Below are 1,707 nucleotides of genomic sequence, written 5' to 3' on the forward strand. Positions count from 1 at the left end.
AGTGATTCCTTGTGGATAGGTGATTCAGTGAATGAAGAAGATTGTTTGATTTTGATAAACAACGAGAAAATAAATGAGACTACTATTAGAAACATTGTTATAAAAAGAAGAAATTTAAAAGAGAATGTATGTAGGATTGACAGAGCAATCATCGGACCAAGGGTTGTTCCTAGACTTGTCGCCATTCCAAAATAGCCAATTCCTTCACCCATTCTTTCTTCGGGAATCAAATTTGTTGCAAGAGTAGCTAATAGAGTTGTTGTAACTCCAAAGCCTATACCTTCTAAAATTCGTATTGATATTAATAAAGGAATAACTTGTTGACCGTAACTAATCATAATACAAACAAGCACAAAAAGGATCATAACGCATAGTCCCTTTTTGATATTTATTTTATGCATTAAAATTCCTGTTAATGGACGAGTTATAATTGCGGCCAGCATAAAGGCCGTCGTCATCACGCCTCCTAAAGTTGGGTTATGACTAAACTCTGTAACAAAAATTGAAAATCCCCCTGTAAGCATTTGTAGACATAGGTAGAACGAGATAGTTATTAAAATAATAAGGGAAAACTGCCACGTCCATAATTTCGATGCTGATGAATACAACCTAAAAACCTTCTTTCTGCGTGGTTAAAACTTATTAATTCTTTATTAGTGACCCTAAATAATGTAACTGTGGAATGAAGAATTCTTCGTTTCTACTTTACAAGACGCCAATAAATATGTCTAATATATATATAGTAAGTATTTAATACATTTAAAGTATTAATAAATAGAAAGGGAGGGATTACAATGGAATTACGTCATTTGAAATACTTCAAAACTGTAGCTGAAGAATTACATTTTGGTAAAGCTGCAGCCCGTTTAAACATGGCACAGCCGCCATTGAGCCTTCAAATTCGCAAGTTAGAAGAAGAATTAGGGGTATCACTTTTCCATCGAACGAAAAGACATGTGGAGTTAACCAATGAAGGACAAGTGTTTCTAGAAAAGGTTTATCAGCTTTTCAAAAATTTAGATGAGTCAATCGAAACAGTTAGAATGGTGAGTCGAGGAGAGGTTGGAGAAATCATTATTGGTTTTTTAGCTTCATCAGCTTATGATGTTCTTCCAACCATCATAAAACAGTACAGAAAACAATATCCTTCTATTCATGTAGTTTTAAAACAGCAAACGTCTGCAGAACAATTAAAAGCCTTACAAGAGGGAACTATTCAAATYGGGATAATTAGTGAACCCATTGAAGATGAAACACTTAATTTTGAAATAATTAGACGAGAATCTATGGTTGTAGCCTTACCAAAAGAACACCCTTTAGCTTCCAAAACATCCTCCATCGATCTTATTGAGTTAGCCAATGATCCATTTATTTTAATTGGAAGAAAATCAAACCAACATCATTATGATGGGGTGATTAACAGCTGTTATGAGGCAGGGTTTAGTCCAAACATTGTACAAGAAACAGCAGAAATGTCTACGGTTATATCTTTAGTTTCTGCAGGAATTGGTGTAGCTATCGTTCCTGCTTCCATCCAATTATTATTACAAAATGAAGTTATATATCGGGACATTAGGAATAACAAATTTAATACTGTAACGGCTCTTGTATGGGAAAGTAAAAATCAATCGTCAATAGTCAAAGCTTTTGTTGAATTAGTAAAAGAATCTGTCATTCCGATTTTTAATAAGTAGGATTATTTTTGAT

General features: G+C 33.6%; 2 protein-coding genes. One reads left to right on the forward strand and one right to left on the reverse strand.

The window, feature by feature from the left end; genetic code table 11:
* A partial coding sequence (locus AC1DRF_RS26365) for an MFS transporter (RefSeq protein WP_477742119.1) occupies positions 1 to 524 on the reverse strand: 524 nt, incomplete at its 3' end.
* Positions 525 to 794: 270 nt separating this feature from the next.
* On the opposite strand from AC1DRF_RS26365, the gene AC1DRF_RS26370 reads away from it, so the two are divergent.
* On the forward strand, positions 795 to 1,694 hold the full coding sequence (locus AC1DRF_RS26370) for a LysR substrate-binding domain-containing protein (RefSeq protein WP_477742118.1): 900 nt from the start codon (positions 795 to 797) through the stop codon (positions 1,692 to 1,694).
* Positions 1,695 to 1,707 lie beyond the last annotated feature (13 nt).

This window comes from Priestia sp. P5_B4 (assembly GCF_056400385.1).